Source organism: Paraburkholderia gardini, from assembly GCF_907164575.1.
GTDB classification, from domain to species: domain Bacteria; phylum Pseudomonadota; class Gammaproteobacteria; order Burkholderiales; family Burkholderiaceae; genus Paraburkholderia; species Paraburkholderia gardini.
In genome coordinates, this window is record NZ_CAJQYY010000001.1 from 111,016 (window position 1) to 129,485 (window position 18,470).

The window sequence follows — 18,470 nt, forward strand, 5'->3', positions numbered from 1 at the left end:
GAGACGCGTCTAAGCATTAGAATAGGCGCCAGAAGGCGTGTTTGAAAAACCGCAATTATAAGTTGGAACCGGACCGCTTCCGGCAAGGGCGCAACGCGTTCATCATGGAGGTCATCGTGATGAGTGAGTTGAGCCAGTCTTGAGCCAGTCAAATTTCTCCATTGCACGCAAGTGAGCCATTCATGATCTCCAAATCGATTTTCAAGGCCTATGACATTCGCGGCGTGATCGGCAAGACGCTCGACACCGATGCGGCCCGCTCGATCGGTCGCGCGTTCGGCAGCGAAGTGCGTGCGCAGGGCGGCGACGCCGTCGTGGTCGCGCGTGACGGACGCCTGTCCGGCCCGGATCTCATCGCGGCACTCTCGGACGGCCTGCGTGCGGCCGGCGTCGACGTCGTGAACGTCGGCATGGTGCCGACGCCCGTCGGCTATTTCGCGGCCAGCGTGCCGCTCAAGCTCGCGGGCGGCGAGCGTCGCGTCGATTCCTGCATCGTCGTGACCGGCAGCCACAATCCGCCCGATTACAACGGCTTCAAGATGGTGCTGCGCGGCGCGGCGATCTACGGCGAGCAGATTCTCGCGCTGCATCAGCGCATCGTCGATGAAAACTTCGCCGCGGGCAGCGGCACCTACGCCGAATACGACATTGCCGACGCGTACCTCGACCGTATCGTCAGCGACATCAAGCTCGCGCGTCCGCTGAAGATCGTCGTCGATACCGGTAACGGCGTCGCGGGAGGTCTCGCGCCGAAGCTCTTCAGGAAGCTCGGCTGCGAACTCGTGGAGTTGTTCACGGAGATCGACGGCAACTTCCCGAACCATCACCCGGACCCGGCGCACCCGGAAAACCTGCAGGATGTGATCCGCGCCCTGAAGGAAACGGATGCGGAAATCGGCTTCGCGTTCGATGGCGACGGCGACCGCCTGGGCGTCGTCACGAAAGACGGCGAGATCATCTATCCGGACCGTCAGCTGATGCTGTTCGCCGAAGAAGTCCTGTCGCGCAACAAGGGCGCGCAGATCATCTATGACGTGAAGTGCACGCGTAATCTCGCGAAGTGGGTGCGTGAGAAGGGCGGCGAGCCGCTGATGTGGAAAACAGGCCACTCGCTCGTGAAGGCGAAGCTGCGCGAAACGGGCGCGCCGCTCGCGGGCGAAATGAGCGGCCACGTGTTCTTCAAGGATCGCTGGTACGGTTTCGACGACGGCCTGTACACGGGCGCACGTCTGCTTGAAATCCTCTCGCGCGTGAAGGACCCGAGCAAGCTGCTCAACAGCCTGCCGAATTCGCACTCCACGCCAGAGCTGCAACTGAAGCTGGAAGAAGGTGAGAACTTCGAACTCATCGCGCGTCTGCAGGAAAACGCGCGGTTCACGGGCGCCGACGACGTCGTGAAGATCGACGGCCTGCGCGTCGAGTATCCGGACGGCTTCGGTCTCGCGCGCTCGTCGAACACCACACCCGTCGTCGTGATGCGCTTCGAGGCGGACAACGACGCGGCATTGAAGCGGATTCAGGAAGACTTCCGTCGCGTGATTCTCGCGGCGAAGCCGGATGCAAAATTGCCGTTCTGACGGTCAGACGGGCGGCATCGCGGTTGGGTTGCACCCCTTGCGCGATGACACCGCCGTCGGACGCGGCGCGTGGCGGGAGCCACTGCGCCGCGTTTTTATGTGTTCTACCGGCGTGGGCGCGCGCCAACCCGGGCGTTCGCATGCGACTTATCCTGCGACTTGTCCTGGAAAAGGCTCCGGTCGCGATAGAATTGCCGTCCCATTCACGCATCTTCGAGCCGGTTTGCCGGCAATTGCCACTTGAGCGTACAAAAGATACTGATCGTGCGGGTGTCGTCGCTGGGCGACGTCGTCCACAACATGCCGGTGATTGCCGATATTCTTCGCCGCTATCCCGAGGCGCAGATCGACTGGCTCGTCGAAGAAAGCTTTATCGAGCTGGTGCAGCTCGTCCACGGCGTGCGCCGTGCGATTCCGTTTTCGCTGCGTCGCTGGCGCAAGCGTCTGTTTTCGCCCGACAACTGGCGCGAGATCGGTGCGTTTCGCCGCGCGCTGGCCGCGGAGAAATACGATCTCGTGATCGACTGCCAGGGGCTTATCAAGACCGCGTGGGTCGCGAGCTGGGCGCGCGGGCCGCTCACGGGCCTCGCGAACCGTACCGACGGCGCCGGCTTCGAATGGCCGGTGCGCTTCTTTTACGACCGGCGCGTGCCGATCGCGCCGCGCACACACGTGGTCGAGCGCACGCGCCAGCTGGTGGCGGCCGCGCTCGGCGCACCCGCGCTCGGCGCACCCGCGCCGCAACCCACCGACGACATCGACTTCGGCATCGACACGCGCCAGGCCGCGCTGGCGGTCTCCGCGCTCGGGCTGAACCTGCCGGTGCCGTACGTGGTGTTCGTGCACGCAACCTCACGCACCGACAAGCAGTGGCCCGACGCCGCGTGGATCGAGCTCGGGCAGGCGCTCGTGCGGCGCGGCGGCTCGATCGTGCTGCCGTGGGGCAGCGACGCCGAACGCGAGACGAGCGAGCGGCTCGCACGCGAATTCGGCGCGGCGGCGGTCGTGCCGCCGAAGCTCTCGCTGCCGGCGGTGGTGGGCCTCATCGACGGCGCAGCGGCGACGGTTGGCGTTGACACAGGTCTTGTTCATATCGCGGCGGCCCTGAAACGGCCGACAGTCGAGTTGTACAATTTCGCCACCGCGTGGCGCACGGGCGGCTACTGGTCGCCGAATGTCATCAATCTCGGCACGGCTGGCCAGCCGCCGACGCTTCAACAGGTGAAGGCCGCGCTGGCCGGCTTCGGCCTGCTGTGAGTGCAGAGCGGTCTGCTGCAGGGAACGCAAACGTATTGAATATGCACCCTGACGGCAACCGGGCAGCCGCACGCGCCGGCACCGCGACAGGCGACGAACACGCTACGCTCCATCCGCTTCAAAAAGGGCGACCATGAACGAATCCCAGATCATCGAAGTCGCATCCGCCGACTGGCAGGGCATGAACCTGTCCATCGCGCGCGAGACGCTGCTTGCCGGCGTCGAGCGCGGCAAGGTGCTGTATTTCCCGAACCTGCGTTTTTCGATTGAAGGCGGTGAGCAGGCGCTGCTCGACCCGGCGCTCGCCGATCCGAAGCGCAAGAACATCAGTCTCGAACCGAACGGCGGCGCGCTACATGGCGTGCTCGGCGACGCGGTCACGCAGACGGCCGTGCGTGCGTTGATCGCGCGGTATCAGGCGAACGCGCGCTCGCTGGTCGACGGCCTCTTCCCCGAATACGACGGCAAGCTGCGTGTCGCGCCGACGAGCCTGCGCCTGCATCAGGTCGAAACGCGCCAGACGTCATGGCGCAAGGACGACAGCCGCCTGCACGTCGATGCGTTCCCGTCGCGGCCCAATTACGGCGAACGGATTCTGCGCGTCTTCACGAACGTGAATCCGAATGGCGCACCGCGCGTGTGGCGCGTGGGCGAACCGTTCGAGGACATGGCAAAACGCTTCCTGCCGAAGATCAAGCCGCAGATGCCGGGTTCGGCCTGGCTGCAGCATCTGCTGCACGTCACGAAATCGAAGCGCAGCGAATACGACCATCTGATGCTGAACCTGCACGACGGCATGAAGGCCGACCTCGATTATCAGAAGGCCAGCCCGCAGGAGACCATGCCGTTTCCGCCGGGTAGCGTCTGGGTGTGCTTTTCGGATCAGACGTCGCACGCGGTGATGTCCGGCCAGTTCATGCTCGAGCAGACGTTCTTCCTGCCGGTCAGGGCCATGGCGCAGCCGGAGTGCGCGCCGCTTGGCATCCTCGAACGCCTGAAGGGCAGGGCGCTGGTTTGAGCGCGGCTCTTCGCGCGCCGCGCCTGGATTTGCGCCCGGCGTTTCGCCGTTGTGTCCGTCTTCATGGCGTTGGGACAGGCTCCTGCGTTCCCGCGCTTGCGGAGGCGGGATGCTGAGGGCCATCTATAACGCGCTCTGGTGGATCGTCGCGCCCATCGCCGTGATCCGGCTCTATGTGCGCTCGCGTCGCGAGCACGGCTATCGCGAGCATATCGCCGAGCGTTTTGGGCGCGCACGTGGACGTCGTCCCGACGACGACGCACCGCTGATCTGGGTGCATGCGGTATCGGTGGGCGAGACGCGTGCCGCGCAGCCGCTCATCGAAGCGTTGATCAAGGCGCGTCCGGATGCGCGCATTCTGCTCACGCACATGACACCGAGCGGTCGCGCGACCGGTGAGCAGATTTTCGGCGACCGCGTGCTGCGCGCCTATCTGCCGTATGACATGCCGCACGTCGTACGACGCTTCCTGCGCGCGTGGCGGCCCACGATCGGCGTGGTGATGGAAACCGAAGTGTGGCCGACGCTGATCGACGAATGCCGTCGCGCGGATGTGCCGCTCGTGCTGACGAATGCGCGAATGTCCGCGCGTTCGTATAAACGCGCGGCGAAGTTCGGCAACGCGACGCGCGAGGTGTTCGGCGGTTTCGCGCGCGTGCTTGCGCAAAGCCCGTCGGACGCCGAGCGGCTGACCGCGCTCGGCGCGCGCAACGTGGCTGTGCTGGGCAACCTGAAGTTCGATATGACGACGCCGCCTGAACTCGCGGCGCGCGGCCACGCGTGGCGTGCGGCAATCGGTACGCGGGCCGTCTGGGTCGCGGCGAGCACGCGCGAAGGCGAAGAGGCGCTGGTGCTGCAGGCGTTCGCGGCGCTCGGCGTCGAGGATGCGCTGCTGATTCTCGTGCCGCGCCATCCGCAGCGTTTCGATGAAGTCGCCGCGTTCGTCGAGAAAACCGGCCTGCGTCTCGAGCGCCGTTCGAAGTGGGCGCCTGCCGGCGCGGCGTCGAGTCTCGTCGGCTCGGCGCAGACGATCGCGGCGTTACCTCAGGATGTGACGGTGCTGCTCGGCGACTCGATGGGCGAGCTGGGCGCTTACTATGCCGCTTCCGATCTGGCGTTTATCGGCGGCAGTCTGCTGCCGCTCGGCGGACAGAATCTGATCGAGGCGTGCGCGGTGGGTGTGCCGGTGCTGATCGGCCCGCACGTGTTCAACTTCACGCAGGCAACGGCCGATGCGGTCGCCGCCGGCGCGGCGGTGCAGGTGCAGGATCCGGCTGGGCTCGCGCGCGCGTTGCGCGAACTCTTCGAAGACCGCTCGCGACGCATCGCGATGGGCGGCGCGGCGTCGGCGTTTGCCGCACGCCATCGCGGCGCGACGGTGCGGACGGTGGATGTGCTGACGACGCTGCTGCCGCACGAGCGCTCGCGCAGCTGAGTTGCCACCAGGTTGCCACTGAGTGCCGCTAGCGCGGCAGCATCATGAACACCTGATAGGTGTGTTCGGGCATCGACATTCCCCATGCGTGCTTGCTCACCCGTACGGTGATCGGCTGCACGCCGCTCAGCGCGCCTGACGACTGCTGGCACGCGGTATCGTTCTCTTCGCACACGAGCACTGCGCCCTGGCTCTCCAGATCGGCCGGTTTCAGCCAGGGTGTGGTCCGCGGTTCCTCGATGTCCCAGAACCGCGTATGTCCGTCGCTGTAGAACGCAATCGACTGGGCTTCATGCACTGATCCGCCGACGATCGGCAGATCGTGACCGGTGCGTTCGCGCCATGCGTCATGAACGACGTGTGCCAGTTCGACACGCGGATCGACCGCGCTGTCGCCGTGTTTTCTGGCGTCGAGATAACCGGCAGTCGCCGATGCAACCAGCACCAGCATCCAGTAGATACAGAGCGCACGCACTGCACGCACGGGCCTGAGTTGAATGCTCGCGTGATCCAGAACCGCGAGCCACAATGGAACGATCGCAAACCACTGCGCCATGCCCCACACCGAAGCCATCTGGGTTTTCGCGAGCACCGCCATCGCACCGACGACGATCCACGGGCCCATCGCAAGCGACCACAACTCCGGATGCAGCGACGGCTTGACGACAGCCTGCGCCATCAGTTTCGCCGCGCGCCGGCGCTCAGTGGGAACCAGCAGCAGCACGAACCCGAAGCTCAGTATGAGGTAGCCGATCTGCGCGAGCGTATAGACGCCAAAGCGGCTGACGGCGTCGAGCAGGATCCCGCCGGTGCGCTCCGATGCATAGCCGAACGTCGGAAAGTGATTCACCACGAGCCACCGGATGTGAGCGAACAAAGTGACCACGCCACCCGCTGCGACCCACAGCGAACCGGTGCTCAACGTCCGTGCCCGCCAGGCCGGCCGTGCGAGTGCGGCGCCGAGGAGCGCCACGAGCAGCACGATGGAGAAGTACTTGCCGAGCACCGCGAGCCCCGCGAACACGCCGAGCGCGAACGCCCAGCGCCGTGCGCCCGACTGCATGAAGCGAACGAAGAAATACGCCGTCCACGGCCACACGGACAGCAGCACCGCGTTCGCGTTGAACTTGATCGCGAGGTTCGTGTAGAGCAGAGAGACCGCCATCGCGAGACCCGCGACGATCGCGAGCCGCCACGGCAGGAACCGCCGTGCGAGCGCGACGATACCGAGCAGCCCGATCAGCGCATTGAGCGCCGACAGGGCGAAGTACGCGAGATCCGTGTGCGGCGCGATGCTGAACCACGCGGCCGTGATCCACGCGAAGAGCGGTGGATGCTTCGCGTAGCCGGCCTGCCATTCGATTCCCCACGCGTAGTTCTCGACCATGTCGCCCTGGAAGTCGAGGTTGCCGCGCGACAGCCACGCCGCGAACGTCCAGACGAGCGCATGCACGAGCAGCAGCGGGAGTAAACGGACGTTGCTGGATTGCGTGGCGGTGAGGTGAGATCGAGCGCGTGTCTCGTCGGAAGAAGCGAATAGTTCGGCCATGCGAAGTCCCGGGTAAAAGCGGCGCGTTTTACATCACGCTGTATGTGTTTTGAACGCCCATATCGAGTTCGCGACATAAGTAGTCGCGAGGACGCAGACGGTTGCCGCGCATTGCGCGAGCAGATAAGGCACGCGCAGGCAATTCGCGAGCAGGAACATGCACACACTGTTCACCACGACGCCTGCCGCGGCCACGGCGAAAAACCGCGGCGCGACATGCGCGTGCCGCCCGGTGCTTCTGAATGTCAGGTGATAGTTGAGGGCGTAGTTCACGATCGCGCCGAACACCGCGCCGATGCACGATGCGGCAACCGCGCCCAGCATCTTCGTCGAGACGAGCGCGAACAGCACGACGTACTGCACGCCGGTGCCGGTCGCGCCGACACAGGCGTACGCGCAGAACCGGAGCCATCTGCGCTGCGTCACGAATCGCCCTGCCGATAGATCTTGCGGATGATGTAGATGGGACGACGCTTCGTCTCCACATACATCCGGCCGACATATTCACCGATCACGCCAATGCCGATCAGCTGCACGCCGCCGAGGAACAGCACGGCGGTAATGATCGACGCATAGCCCGGAATGTCCACGCCGCGAATCAGCGTGCGCAGGATCAGATACGCCGAATAGAGCATCGCGAAAGCCGCCGTCACGCCGCCGATATACGTCCAGATGCGCAGCGGCAGCGTACTGAAGCTGGTCATCCCCTCGATCGCGAAATTCCAGAGCTTCCAGCCGGAGAACTTCGTCTTGCCGGCCGCGCGCGGGCGGCGCGAATATTCGATCTCCGCGGTCCGGAAACCGATCCATGCGAAAAGGCCTTTCATGAAGCGCCGGTTTTCCGGCAACTGCTTGAGGGCGTCGACGGCCGGCCGCGACATCAGCCGGAAGTCGCCCGCGTTCGCGGGAATCTGGATGTCGGAGATCGCGTTGTGCACGCGGTAGAAGAGCGCCGCGCTGCTGCGTTTCGCGTACGTGTCGGTCTGCCGTTCGGCGCGCTTCGCGAGGACGACGTCAAAGCCTTCGCGCCATTTCTCGACCATCGCGGGAATCGCCTCCGGCGGATCCTGCAGGTCTGCATCGAACGGAATGACGGCCTCGCCCATCGCGGCGTCGATCCCGGCCGTCATGGCCGCTTCCTTGCCGAAATTGCGGGACAGGTCGATGACCTTGATGCACGGGTCGACCGCACATGCCGCGAGCAGGTGATCGAGTGTCGAGTCGGTACTGCCATCGTTGACGCAGACGATTTCGTAATCGGCATCCGCAATATTGCGCAAAACCGGACTCACTTCACGAAAAAATGCGTCGATGACTTCCGACTCGTTATAAAAGGGCACGACGAGCGAAATCAGATCTTTCGCGCCCGGACTCCGAGGGATCATCTTGTCTTTTGGGAAAGGCGGTAATGTTACAAGGCGTCAGGCTCCCGGACACGATCCGCCAGTTGCCCCGTGGCGAACGAAAGCCAGCGCGCATTCTAACATTTGCGACAAATCTGCCTTTCCGTATAGCACCTACACCGCTAGCAACCCCTTCTTCTCAATAAACGCAATCACGTCGGCGAGTCCGTCGAGCGCCTTCAGGTTGCACATCACGAACGGCCGTTCGCCGCGCATTTTCTTCGCATCGGCGGCCATTACGTCGAGATTCGCCCCGACCATCGGCGCGAGATCGGTCTTGTTGATCACGAGCAGGTCGGATTTCGTGATGCCGGGGCCGCCCTTGCGCGGAATTTTCTCGCCGCCGGCTACGTCGATCACGTAGATCGTCAGGTCCGACAGTTCCGGGCTGAAGGTCGCGGCCAGGTTGTCGCCGCCGGATTCGATGAACACGATGTCGGCGTCGGGGAAGCGCGTGAGCATGCGGTCGACGGCTTCCAGGTTGATCGACGCGTCCTCGCGGATCGCCGTGTGCGGGCAGCCGCCCGTTTCGACGCCCATGATGCGTTCGGCCGGCAGCGCGCCCGCGACGGTCAGGAGGCGCTGGTCTTCTTTCGTGTAGATGTCGTTCGTGATCGCGACGAGGTCGTAGCGCTCGCGCATCGCCTTGCAGAGCATTTCGAGCAGCGTGGTCTTGCCGGAGCCGACCGGGCCGCCGACGCCCACGCGCAGCGCAGGCAGTTTCTTCGTACGTTGGGCAGGATGAGGTGCGTTCATGATCGGTGAGCTTATGAGCGGAAGAGCCGCGAATACTGCGACTCGTGGCGCGCCGACAGAATGCCGAGTTGCGGCGCGAAGGTGTTGATGTCTTGAGGCGCCGTGGCGAGCGCGTGGGCGACCGCTTCGCCGATGCGTTCGCGCAGCGCCACGATGATGCGCTGGCCCGCGAGCTGTCCGAGCGGCACCGCCTTTAGCGCCGCGGCCGCCTGGTTCTCGACCCAGCTGAAGGCGTAAGCGGCGAGGGCGGCATCGGTGGCGGCATCGTGGGCCCAGGCGGCGTACGCGAATGCCGTGGGTTGCGCGACGGGTGTCATCGCGGCGAGCGTCGCGCGGCGCGCTGCGTCGCCCCATTCGAGCGATGCGCACAGTTGCCGCAGCGACCAGCCCATCTGTTCCGTTTCGCGACGCAGTTCCGCCGATTCGCGGCTCGCGAGAAATTCCTCGTTCGCAACGGCCAGCGCGGCGGCGTCGTGCGAACGCCAGCGTTCGATCTGATGCGCGAGAAACGGCAACTCGCCGCGCGCGAGCACGGTAGTGAGGCCGCCTGCGATCCAGTCGCGCGTGCTGTCCGCATCGGTGACGCGTTGCGCTTCGATCGCGGCTTCAAGCCCTTGCGAATAGCTGAATGCGCCGATCGGCAGCGCCGGTGACGCGAGATGCAGCAGCGCAGTGAGTTCAGCGATGCGCATGGTGATGATGCTGATGATGTGCGTCGCCGCAATGGCTGTGGTCGTGGCCGTCGTCGTGCGCGTGATCATGCCCATGATGTTCATCGAACACCTGCTGGGCGATCGCGTAGTCTTCGGCGAAAGTTTCGTCGTGACCGTGCTTGTGGCCGCCGCCGTACGCGCCTGTTTCCGGCTGGAACGGCATCGAAACCTGCTCGACCGTCGCGCCGAGACGCTTCAGCATGTCGGCGAGCACCGGATCGAATTCGAGCTTCAGGTAATCGTCGCCGATTTCGACCGGCGTGTGACGGTTGCCGAGGTGATACGCGGCGCGCGTGAGCGTGATGCGGTCCGGCGCGCGCACGCGGAGCACGGCTTCGGCAGCCGCGACGACGCGCACCAGCGCGCCGTCCTGCGCGACGAGTATGTCGCCGTCGCGCAGCACCGTGCCGCGCGGCAGCAGCAGCGCGACTTCCTCGCCGTTGTCGAGCGTTGCCGCGAGCCGGCTTTTACAGCGAGCATCGAACGCGAGCGTCAGGGGCGGCGCGCGCCTGACCAGCACGGCGGCGAGCTTGATGTGCGGTTCGATGCGTTTATCGATCGTGCGCATGGGGGCTTTAAAACAGGAAATAGCGTTGTGCCATCGGCAGCACGGTAGCCGGTTCGCAGGTCAGCAACTGGCCGTCCGCGATGACTTCATAGGTTTCCGGATCGACCGTGATCGCCGGCCTCCACGCATTGTGGATCATGTCGGCCTTCGTGATGTTGCGGCAGTTCCTGACCGCGACGACCCGCTTGTTCAGGCCGTAACGTTCCGCGACGCCGGCATCGGCCGCCATTTGCGAGACGAATGTGAGCGACGTGCGGCCCAGTGCGCCGCCGCGCGTCGCGAACATCTCGCGGTAATGCACCGGCTGCGGCGTTGGAATCGACGCGTTCGGGTCGCCCATCTGCGCCATCGCGATCATGCCGCCCTTGAGAATCAGCGAAGGCTTGATGCCGAAAAACGCCGGCTCCCAGAACACCAGATCGGCCCACTTGCCCGGCTCGACCGAACCGACTTCGTGCGCGATGCCGTGCGTGATCGCGGGATTGATCGTGTACTTCGCGACGTAGCGCTTCGCGCGGAAATTATCGTTACGCGCGGTGTCTTCAGCGAGCGCGCCGCGTTGCACTTTCATCTTGTGCGCGGTCTGCCACGTGCGGATGATCACTTCGCCCACGCGTCCCATTGCCTGCGAATCCGACGAGAGCATCGACAGCGCGCCCAGGTCGTGCAGGATATCCTCGGCCGCGATCGTCTCGCGACGGATGCGCGATTCGGCGAATGCGATGTCTTCCGCGATCGAGGGGTCCAGGTGATGGCACACCATCAGCATGTCGAGATGTTCTTCGAGCGTATTGACGGTGTACGGGCGCGTCGGATTCGTCGACGAAGGCAGCACGTTGGCTTCGCCGCAAACCTTGATGATGTCGGGTGCGTGGCCGCCGCCCGCGCCTTCCGTGTGGTACGTGTGGATCGTGCGGCCCTTGAACGCCTCAACCGTCGTTTCGACAAAACCCGCTTCGTTCAGCGTATCCGTGTGGATCGCGACCTGCGTGTCGGTGTCGTCGGCGACCGACAGACAGTTGTCGATCGCGGCGGGCGTCGTGCCCCAGTCCTCGTGCAGCTTCAGGCCGATCGCGCCGGCGGCGATCTGCTCGAGCGCGGGCGCCGGCTGGCTCACGTTGCCCTTGCCGAGAAAGCCGAGATTCATCGGATAGCCGTCGGCGGCCTGCAACATGCGTTCGAGATGCCAGGGGCCGGGCGTACACGTCGTGGCGTTGGTGCCCGTCGCCGGACCCGTGCCGCCGCCGAGCATCGTGGTGACGCCGCTCGCGAGTGCTTCCTCGATCTGTTGCGGGCTGATGAAGTGGATGTGCGTGTCGATGCCGCCGGCCGTCACGATCAGGCCTTCGCCGGCGATCACTTCGGTGGCCGCGCCGATCGCGATCGTCACGCCTGGCTGGATGTCCGGATTGCCCGCCTTGCCGATTGCCGCGATGCGGCCATCCTTGATGCCGATATCGGCCTTCACGATGCCCCAGTGATCGAGGATCACTGCGTTCGTGACGACCGTATCGACGACGTCGGCGTGCACGCGCTGCGACTGACCCATGCCGTCGCGGATCACCTTGCCGCCGCCGAACGTCACTTCTTCGCCGTAGGTCGTGAAGTCGCGTTCGACTTCGATCAGCAGTTCAGTGTCGGCGAGGCGGACGCGGTCGCCGGTCGTGGGGCCGAACATCTCCGCGTATGCGCGGCGGCCAATGCGTAGTGTCATGGTATGAGTCCGGAAATGAGCGGCGCGATGAACAGGGGTTTCGATAGCGCGAAGTGCAGCGCTTAAAGTTTGCCCATCACCTTGCCGTTGAAACCGTAGACGACACGGTCACCCGCCAGTTCGACCAGTTCGACGGTGCGTTCCTGGCCGGGCTCGAAGCGCACGGCGGTGCCGGCCGCGATGTTCAGGCGAAAGCCGCGCGCCGCTTCGCGCTCGAACGCGAGCGCCGCGTTGACCTCATGAAAATGGTAGTGCGAGCCGATCTGCACCGGACGGTCGCCGGTATTCGAAACCGTGACGGTCACCGTCGTGCGGCCCGCGTTCAGTTCGTGTTCGCCATTGTCGGTGAACAGTTCGCCGGGGATCATGCGGGCTCCTTCACGGGATCGGATGGTGGACGGTCACGAGCTTCGTGCCGTCGGGAAACGTCGCTTCGACCTGGATATCGGGAATCATCTCCGGCACGCCTTCCATGACGTCGTCGCGCGTGAGGAGCGTGGTGCCGTAGTGCATCGCTTCGGCGACGGTTTTGCCGTCGCGCGCCGCTTCCATCAGCGCGGCCGAAATGAACGCGACGGCTTCCGGATAGTTCAGTTTCAGGCCGCGTGCGCGACGCCGCTCGGCGAGCAGTGCGGCGGTGAAGATCAGGAGCTTGTCCTTTTCGCGAGGTGTCAGCTTCATCGGATGGGTGAGTGGCTACGTGGGTACGTGATTGAGCCCGCGCGGCAGCGCGGACCCAGTGGCAGGTCAGTCTATAACAGGTCGACCCGTGCGCGGCTTACAGACTGGAAGGCAGCGCGGCGCCGAACCACTTTTTCGACATCGTATTGAGCGTGCCGTCCTGCTTCGCGGCGGCGATGGCGGCATCGACCTTCTGCAAGAGACGCGTTTCGCCCTTGTTCAGCCCCACGAAGCACGGCGAATTCTTGATGACGAACTTCGGCTCCGGACGGCGCGGCGGATTCTTCGCGAGGATCGAAGCCGCGACGATGTTGCCCGCCGCGATCAACTGCACCTGGCCCGACAGGAACGCGGCGATCGTCGCGTTGTTGTCTTCGAAGCGCTTGATCGTCGCGTTCGGCGCCATCTGCGTGAGGGCGACTTCTTCAAGTGCGCCGCGCGTCGCGCCCACCGTTTTGCCGGTGAGATCGGCGGGGCTGCTGACCTTGATGTCGGCCGGGCCGAAGACACCCTGATAGTACGGCGCGTAGGCCGTCGAAAAATCGATGACCTTCTCGCGATCCGGCGTTTTGCCGAGCGATGAGATCACGAGATCGACCTTGTTCGTCTGCAGATAGGGAATGCGGTTCGCGCTGTTCACCGGCACGAGTTCGAGCTTCACGTGCATCGATTTCGCGAGCAGCGCGGCGGTGTCGATGTCATAGCCTTGCGGCTTCATGTCCGGGCCGACCGAGCCGAACGGCGGATAGTCCTCCGGCACGGCGACCTTGAGCGTGCCGGACTTCACGATGTTGTCGAGCGCATCGGCGTGAGCGGTGCCGGCGAAGCAGACGAGGGCGGGCGAAACCAGCAGCGCGGCAAGCCATGCGCGGCGCGAACGGCGGACGATCGGTTGGGTCATGTTGTTTTTCATGGGCGTGTAGTCCGGCGAACCGGGTGACGGCCGTCGAAGATGCGGCAGCGTCGAGGCGCTAACCACAGCAAGCCGTGTGCCATGACTGTGCAACAAGGGCGCGCGGCAAGATGCATGCAGGGTGGCACCACATCCGGGCGCGCGCCGCGCGATTGTTGCGCCGGTTTGGTGCGTCGGGCTTTGGCGCCGGTACGGTTCTTTTGCGAGCGTGTGGCTTTTGGACCTTACGTCGTCCAGATTCGCAGCGGCACGGCTTCGACACCATGAACCACCGGGCGCAGGTGTAGCCAGCACTGCGTCAATGCACGTTGCAGCGTTTCCATCGATCGCGATACGGCGCGCACCAGCAGCACATTTTCGCTGACGCATGAGGCGGCGGCGCGCAGGGTATCGTCGAACGGGAGTTGCGCGGTGAGGGTTTCGGCGAGCGTGTCGCTACATGCCGGGCCTACGGCCCATAGCGTGCCGTAGGCGGGAAAGCCGTCGAGGCCTTGTGCCGAATCGCGCAGCGGATCGGTTGCCGTGAGCTGGGCGCGTTCGAGCCACAGCAGTTTTCCGTCGCTGCCGACGATACGCGACACCGCATGGAGCGTGCCGGCCGACCAGCGTTCACCGGCAGCCTGGCGACCGAGCTGCGTCGCATCCCAGCCGAGGGCGGTTGCGCCTTTCGCCAGCGTCAGCGAGAAGTCCAGGTCTGCGTGTGCGTGATCGAAGACAATGTTGTTTTGCGGGAGCCAGTCGAGTCTTGCGTTTTCGCCGACGCGGATATCGATGCGTTGCCGCGCCGTTCGACCGTTCGACTTGTACCACCTGGTGGCGCCGGGCGTCGTGAGGACCGCGTGCGTGGCGGAGCCGAGCGAGACGTCGACGTCGAGCCGGTCGCCGCCCGCGACGCCGCCGGGCGGATGGACGATCACGGCGTGACAGATCGCATGACCTTCCGGATAGAGGGGACGTTGCACGCGCAACGGACCGTCATGAAGACGATGCGAGAGCGTGGTGCGTTCGCCTTGCTGCGTGAAGCCGAGTTCGAGACGCGCGCGCCACTCGCGATGAGCGACGGATTGCGCGCTGACGAGTGCAGCGTGATTTTCGTGAAGCGACATCGGGTGGGCGTTCGAAAATGGAGCGGCGGTGTAGTCGCGCGGGGCGACGGCTTGTCGACGGATTGTACTGCCGGGCGCGGCGCATGAGCCGGACTGCGTCGTCACCGGACGACGGCTACTGTGCTGCGGATTGGGAGCCGTGCGGCGACGCAGACGAGGAGTCGAATAGCGGCGCGTTGCCTGCTGGCTGATGCCGGGTTGAGCGATCAGACGGCGATGAGCGTGCGCACGCCGTCTGCGTCCATATTGGCGCCTTCGCCGCCGGCGACGATTTCACCGCGACTCATGACCCAGTAGCGGTCGGCGATGGCTTTGGCGAAGTCGTAATACTGTTCGACGAGGAGGACGGTGAGGTTCATTTCCTCGACGAGTTGACGTAGCGTCCGGCCGATATCCTGGATGATGGAGGGCTGGATACCTTCGGTGGGTTCATCGAGGATGAGGAGTTGCGGGTCGCTCATGAGGGCACGGCCGATGGCGAGTTGTTGCTGCTGACCGCCGGAGAGGTCGCCGCCGCGGCGGGCGCGCATGTCTTTCAGGACCGGGAAGAGTTCATAGATCCTGTCCGGGATTTTCGATGGGGCTTTTTTGCTGGCTGCGCCGACGAGGAGATTTTCTTCGACTGTGAGACGCGGGAAGATATCGCGGCCTTGTGGCACGTAGGCGAGGCCTTGCGCGACGCGCGCGTGGGTGGGGAGTCTGGTGAGAGGGGTATCACGCCAGGTGATCGAACCGCTTTTTGTCTGGACGGTGCCCATCAGACAGCGCAGGAGCGTTGTTTTGCCGACGCCATTGCGGCCGAGCAGTACGGTGAGTTTGCCGTCCGGCACGGTGAGTTTTACATCGCGGAGGATGTGGCTGCCGCCGTAGTACTGGTTTAGTTTTGTTACTTCTAGCATTTTGGGTTTTGCCTTTGCTGGGTTTTTTGGTTTCTGATCAGGGTTCTTGCTTTGGCCTTTCCTTGCATTCATGTCGGTCTATTAGCGTCGCCCCTGTGCGGGGCGGCACCTACTTTTCTTTGTCCCCCAAGGGGACTTCCTTCGGGGCGTCTTGCCAAAGAAAAGTAGGCAAAAGAAAGTCGCTCCGAAAACTCACCGTTTCCCGGTGTGTCATTTCCGGGGAATGGCAACCCATGAAGTGTCACTCCTGTAGTTCCCATCACATAGGCCCCCGCGCGATTTCGTCCCTCGCGCAGCAGCGCCAGTGACAAAGCACTCATCCATCCGACTCCGCACTACGTGCGTCGCCGTTCGGCATAACACCCACCGCCCACACCCAGCACCCATCGGTCCGACCCAACCGCGACGCACGCAGTGCGAAGCGGCGTGAATGACTGCCTTGTCACGGGCACGGACCGCGCGCGGGACGGAATCGCGCGGGGACCCATGCCGGCTGAAGTGCGGGGGCGACACTTCGCGGGTTGCCATTCCCCGGCGATGATGCACCAGGAAAAGATGGCCTTTCGAAGCGCCTTTCTTTTGCCTACTTTTCTTTGGCAAGACGCCCCGAAGGAAGTCCCCTTGGGGGACAAAGAAAAGTAGGTGCCGCCCCGCACAGGGGCAACGCTAATAGACCGACATGAATGCAAGGAAAGGCCAAAGCAAAAACCCGCATCGGCAAGAGAAAACCAGAATGCCGCCTCGCACAGGGGCAACACTAATAGACCGACACGAATTCAAGGAAAGGCCAAAAAAACCAGAAAAACCAAAAAAACAAGAAAAACGAAAACCCCCTATCTGCCAAGATAAGACTCAATAACCGTTTCGTCCTGCTTAACCTCATCAAGCGACCCATGAGCCAGAACACGTCCTTCAGCCATAACGGTGACCCGCCCGGCGTCGCCAGCAAGCGCGGCGACAAACTCCATATCATGTTCGACCACCATCATCGAACACGTCCCCCGCAATTTATCAAGCAAAACCGCAAGCTCCATGGTCTCATCATCAGTCATCCCGGCAGCAGGCTCATCGAGCAACAAAAGAGCTGGCTGCTGCATCAACAACATCCCGATTTCAAGCCGCTGCTTCTGCCCATGCGATAACTCGCCAGCCAGTCTCCGAGCCTCGCTCTCAAGACGAATCAGCACCAGCGTCTCCTCGATACGAGCTTGGGCCTCCCGATCCAGCCGCGCCCGCAAAGAAGCCCACCAGCCCTTGTCTGCCTTCATCGCCAGTTCAAGGTTCTCCCACACGGGATGCTGCTCGAATACAGTTGGCTTCTGGAACTTGCGCCCAATCCCGGCGCGCGCAATCGAAGGCTCGTTCATCCGCGTCAGGTCGATCGTCTGACCCAGAAACACCTTGCCCGAATCGGGCGCGGTCTTGCCGGTGATGACGTCCATCATCGTCGTCTTGCCCGCGCCGTTCGGCCCGATAATGCAGCGCAGTTCGCCCACATCGATCGACAGCGACAACGCATTCAACGCACGAAAGCCGTCGAAACTCACCGTGACGTCTTCCAGATAAAGAATCGCGCCGTGCGATACATCGATCTCGCCAGGCGTAACGACTCTCCCCATCGAAGCAACGCCGCTCAACGTGCGCCCACCATCGAATCCGTCAGGCACGGCAAGGTCGGGCACCATCGGGTTCTCGTTCATCACGGCTTCCTCCGCCGCATGGCGAGCTCGATCAGCCCCATGATTCCGTTCGGCAAAAAGAGCGGTACAAGCACAAAAATCGCCCCCAGAAAGAACAGCCAGTATTCAGCGAAGTTCGCCGTGAAAAAACTCTTCGCGCCGTTCACCGCAAACGCGCCGATGATCGGTCCGATCAACGTGCCGCGTCCGCCCACCGCCACCCAGATCGCCATTTCGATCGAGTTGCCCGGCGACATCTCGCCCGGATTGATGATGCCGACCTGCGGCACATACAGCGCACCCGCAATCCCGCACAGCACGGCCGACAGGGTCCATACGAAAAGCTTGTACGCAAGCGGACTGTAGCCAAGGAACATCAGCCGTGTCTCGCCGTCACGCACGGCCGTGACGACGCGTCCAAGCTTCGATGTCACGATCGCACGCGCACCGATGAACGACAGCACGAGCACCGCGAACGTGATCAGCAACAGGGCCGTGCGCGTGCCCGGGTGCGTGACCGGAAAGCCGGCGATGCGCTTGAAATCGGTAAAGCCGTTGTTGCCGCCGAAGCCGGTTTCATTGCGGTAAAACAGCAGCATCGCGGCAAACGTCATCGCCTGCGTGATGATCGACAGATACACGCCCTTGACCCGCGAGCGGAACGTGAAAAAGCCGAACACCCATGCAATCACCGCCGGCACCAGCACGACGAGCAGCAACGCGTACCAGAAGTGCTGTGTGCCTTGCCAGTACCAGGGCAGCGCGTGCCAGTCGAGAAACACCATGAAGTCGGGCAGATCGCTGCCGTATTTGCCGTCGTGGCCAATCGCGCGCATCAGATACATGCCGATCGCGTAGCCGCCAAGCGCGAAGAAGAGCGCGTGCCCCAGACTCAGAATGCCGCAATAGCCCCACACGAGATCGAGCGCAAGCGCTGCGATCGCGTAACACATGAATTTGCCGGCCAGCGTCATCGCATACGCGGACAGGTGGAAGGCGCTCGACTCAGGCAGCACGAGCGCGGTGAACGGCACGCCCAGCCCGATCGCGATGATGAGCGCGATCAGCGCCTGCCACGCGCGGCGCGACAGCAGCGCGGGACGCGGCGGCAAGCCGAGTGCGAAGCCGGATAGCGCGGCGCGTTCGTCCGGCGCATCCGTACGCGCGGGCGAAACCGGGGCGGAAGAGGTCACGGATGTCAT

The 18,470-nt window shown here is 63.9% G+C and carries 18 protein-coding genes; 4 read left to right on the forward strand and 14 right to left on the reverse strand.

Going from position 1 to position 18,470, the window contains the following annotated elements; all coding sequences use genetic code 11:
* Positions 1–182 precede the first annotated feature (182 nt).
* From LPA34_RS00485 to waaA, 4 genes are all read left to right on the forward strand, one after another.
* On the forward strand, positions 183–1,577 hold the full coding sequence (locus LPA34_RS00485; RefSeq protein WP_228973778.1) for a phosphomannomutase/phosphoglucomutase: 1,395 nt from the start codon (positions 183–185) through the stop codon (positions 1,575–1,577).
* Between the two features lie 240 nt (positions 1,578–1,817).
* Positions 1,818–2,834: a lipopolysaccharide heptosyltransferase I gene (gene waaC, locus LPA34_RS00490; protein ID WP_267478858.1), complete on the forward strand. Its 1,017-nt coding sequence runs from the start codon at positions 1,818–1,820 to the stop codon at positions 2,832–2,834.
* 133 nt (positions 2,835–2,967) lie between these two features.
* Positions 2,968–3,852, forward strand: coding sequence for a Kdo hydroxylase family protein (locus LPA34_RS00495; RefSeq protein ID WP_228973780.1), 885 nt, complete (start codon positions 2,968–2,970; stop codon positions 3,850–3,852).
* Between the two features lie 109 nt (positions 3,853–3,961).
* A complete protein-coding gene (waaA, locus tag LPA34_RS00500; protein WP_228973782.1) occupies positions 3,962–5,287 on the forward strand; it encodes a lipid IV(A) 3-deoxy-D-manno-octulosonic acid transferase in 1,326 nt (441 codons plus the stop codon).
* Positions 5,288–5,315: 28 nt separating this feature from the next.
* Here waaA and LPA34_RS00505 read toward each other — a convergent pair whose 3' ends face one another.
* From LPA34_RS00505 to urtC, 14 genes are all read right to left on the reverse strand, one after another.
* Positions 5,316–6,836, reverse strand: coding sequence for a glycosyltransferase family 39 protein (locus LPA34_RS00505; RefSeq protein WP_228973785.1), 1,521 nt, complete (start codon positions 6,834–6,836; stop codon positions 5,316–5,318).
* A 33-nt stretch (positions 6,837–6,869) separates the two neighbouring features.
* A complete protein-coding gene (locus LPA34_RS00510) occupies positions 6,870–7,262 on the reverse strand; it encodes a GtrA family protein (RefSeq protein WP_228973787.1) in 393 nt (130 codons plus the stop codon).
* Positions 7,259–8,221 carry a glycosyltransferase family 2 protein gene (locus tag LPA34_RS00515; protein ID WP_228973789.1) on the reverse strand — a complete coding sequence of 321 codons (963 nt, stop codon included), beginning with the start codon at positions 8,219–8,221 and terminating at the stop codon, positions 7,259–7,261. The genes LPA34_RS00510 and LPA34_RS00515 overlap by 4 nt, the downstream gene beginning before the upstream one ends.
* 132 nt (positions 8,222–8,353) lie before the next feature.
* On the reverse strand, positions 8,354–8,995 hold the full coding sequence (ureG, locus tag LPA34_RS00520; RefSeq protein WP_228973792.1) for an urease accessory protein UreG: 642 nt from the start codon (positions 8,993–8,995) through the stop codon (positions 8,354–8,356).
* A gap of 11 nt (positions 8,996–9,006) precedes the next feature.
* A complete protein-coding gene (locus LPA34_RS00525) occupies positions 9,007–9,687 on the reverse strand; it encodes an urease accessory protein UreF (RefSeq protein WP_228974164.1) in 681 nt (226 codons plus the stop codon).
* Positions 9,674–10,276 carry an urease accessory protein UreE gene (ureE, locus tag LPA34_RS00530; protein WP_228973794.1) on the reverse strand — a complete coding sequence of 201 codons (603 nt, stop codon included), beginning with the start codon at positions 10,274–10,276 and terminating at the stop codon, positions 9,674–9,676. The genes LPA34_RS00525 and ureE overlap by 14 nt, the downstream gene beginning before the upstream one ends.
* 7 nt (positions 10,277–10,283) lie before the next feature.
* Positions 10,284–11,990, reverse strand: a complete 1,707-nt coding sequence (ureC, locus tag LPA34_RS00535; RefSeq protein ID WP_228973796.1) for an urease subunit alpha — start codon at positions 11,988–11,990, stop codon at positions 10,284–10,286.
* 62 nt (positions 11,991–12,052) lie between these two features.
* Positions 12,053–12,358: an urease subunit beta gene (locus LPA34_RS00540; RefSeq protein WP_228973798.1), complete on the reverse strand. Its 306-nt coding sequence runs from the start codon at positions 12,356–12,358 to the stop codon at positions 12,053–12,055.
* A gap of 10 nt (positions 12,359–12,368) precedes the next feature.
* The gene (ureA, locus tag LPA34_RS00545) at positions 12,369–12,671 is read right to left on the reverse strand and encodes an urease subunit gamma (RefSeq protein WP_228973800.1); all 303 of its coding nucleotides are present in this window, start codon (positions 12,669–12,671) and stop codon (positions 12,369–12,371) included.
* A 97-nt stretch (positions 12,672–12,768) separates the two neighbouring features.
* Positions 12,769–13,572: a transporter substrate-binding domain-containing protein gene (locus LPA34_RS00550; protein ID WP_228973802.1), complete on the reverse strand. Its 804-nt coding sequence runs from the start codon at positions 13,570–13,572 to the stop codon at positions 12,769–12,771.
* A gap of 236 nt (positions 13,573–13,808) precedes the next feature.
* Complete coding sequence (locus LPA34_RS00555; RefSeq protein ID WP_228973804.1) at positions 13,809–14,690, reverse strand: urease accessory protein UreD; 882 nt, start codon at positions 14,688–14,690, stop codon at positions 13,809–13,811.
* 206 nt (positions 14,691–14,896) lie between these two features.
* Positions 14,897–15,589, reverse strand: a complete 693-nt coding sequence (urtE, locus tag LPA34_RS00560) for an urea ABC transporter ATP-binding subunit UrtE (protein ID WP_228973806.1) — start codon at positions 15,587–15,589, stop codon at positions 14,897–14,899.
* An 833-nt stretch (positions 15,590–16,422) separates the two neighbouring features.
* Complete coding sequence (gene urtD, locus LPA34_RS00565) at positions 16,423–17,289, reverse strand: urea ABC transporter ATP-binding protein UrtD (protein WP_228973809.1); 867 nt, start codon at positions 17,287–17,289, stop codon at positions 16,423–16,425.
* Entirely contained in the window at positions 17,289–18,470 is a 1,182-nt protein-coding gene (gene urtC, locus LPA34_RS00570) for an urea ABC transporter permease subunit UrtC (RefSeq protein WP_228973812.1), read from the reverse strand. Before urtC ends, urtD begins: the two co-directional genes overlap by 1 nt.

Bases quoted from the DNA above. Each gene is read 5' to 3' on its own strand.
- LPA34_RS00485 (WP_228973778.1), top strand. From the start codon at position 183: ATGATCTCCAAATCGATTTTCAAGGCCTATGACATTCGCGGCGTGATC.
- LPA34_RS00495 (WP_228973780.1), top strand. From the start codon at position 2,968: ATGAACGAATCCCAGATCATCGAAGTCGCATCCGCCGACTGGCAGGGC.
- waaA (WP_228973782.1), top strand. From the start codon at position 3,962: ATGCTGAGGGCCATCTATAACGCGCTCTGGTGGATCGTCGCGCCCATC.
- LPA34_RS00505 (WP_228973785.1), bottom strand. From the start codon at position 6,836: ATGGCCGAACTATTCGCTTCTTCCGACGAGACACGCGCTCGATCTCAC.
- LPA34_RS00515 (WP_228973789.1), bottom strand. From the start codon at position 8,221: ATGATCCCTCGGAGTCCGGGCGCGAAAGATCTGATTTCGCTCGTCGTG.
- ureG (WP_228973792.1), bottom strand. From the start codon at position 8,995: ATGAACGCACCTCATCCTGCCCAACGTACGAAGAAACTGCCTGCGCTG.
- LPA34_RS00525 (WP_228974164.1), bottom strand. From the start codon at position 9,687: ATGCGCATCGCTGAACTCACTGCGCTGCTGCATCTCGCGTCACCGGCG.
- ureE (WP_228973794.1), bottom strand. From the start codon at position 10,276: ATGCGCACGATCGATAAACGCATCGAACCGCACATCAAGCTCGCCGCC.
- ureC (WP_228973796.1), bottom strand. From the start codon at position 11,990: ATGACACTACGCATTGGCCGCCGCGCATACGCGGAGATGTTCGGCCCC.
- LPA34_RS00540 (WP_228973798.1), bottom strand. From the start codon at position 12,358: ATGATCCCCGGCGAACTGTTCACCGACAATGGCGAACACGAACTGAAC.
- ureA (WP_228973800.1), bottom strand. From the start codon at position 12,671: ATGAAGCTGACACCTCGCGAAAAGGACAAGCTCCTGATCTTCACCGCC.
- LPA34_RS00550 (WP_228973802.1), bottom strand. From the start codon at position 13,572: ATGACCCAACCGATCGTCCGCCGTTCGCGCCGCGCATGGCTTGCCGCG.
- LPA34_RS00555 (WP_228973804.1), bottom strand. From the start codon at position 14,690: ATGTCGCTTCACGAAAATCACGCTGCACTCGTCAGCGCGCAATCCGTC.
- urtE (WP_228973806.1), bottom strand. From the start codon at position 15,589: ATGCTAGAAGTAACAAAACTAAACCAGTACTACGGCGGCAGCCACATC.
- urtD (WP_228973809.1), bottom strand. From the start codon at position 17,289: ATGAACGAGAACCCGATGGTGCCCGACCTTGCCGTGCCTGACGGATTC.
- urtC (WP_228973812.1), bottom strand. From the start codon at position 18,470: ATGACATCCGTGACCTCTTCCGCCCCGGTTTCGCCCGCGCGTACGGAT.